The following is a 295-nucleotide window of genomic DNA, read 5'->3' as shown; positions in this document are numbered from 1 at the left end:
GAACAGGCGCAGGTAGTGAATATCCAGCTGTTGCTCGGCGTCGCTGTGGCCATTAACGGTAATACCACGCCAACTTGAGGTAATATCGCCAGAAAGACCTACACCTAATTCGACAGCGGCAGCACTTAAACCAGCTACACGCAACTGAGCATCAGGTTGAATCACCAGTTCGGTATCGTTGTTGCTAGTGGCCACCAGCTTCGTGCTGGAAGCCAGTGTCAGCTGTATCGGGCTGGCCAATGCGGCAGCCTGTTCGCTGCTGCTAAGGGAAGTAAAGTCTGTACCGACCTGTACC

General features: G+C 53.6%; 1 protein-coding gene. It reads right to left on the bottom strand.

Annotated features, from left to right (window positions below):
• Positions 1 to 295 (bottom strand): hypothetical protein (locus tag Q4563_RS18860; RefSeq protein ID WP_303605603.1); only part of this gene is annotated, 295 nt, incomplete at both ends.

Source organism: Gilvimarinus sp. 1_MG-2023 (genome assembly GCF_030548285.1).
This window is presented reverse-complemented; position numbering and strand designations above follow the sequence as displayed.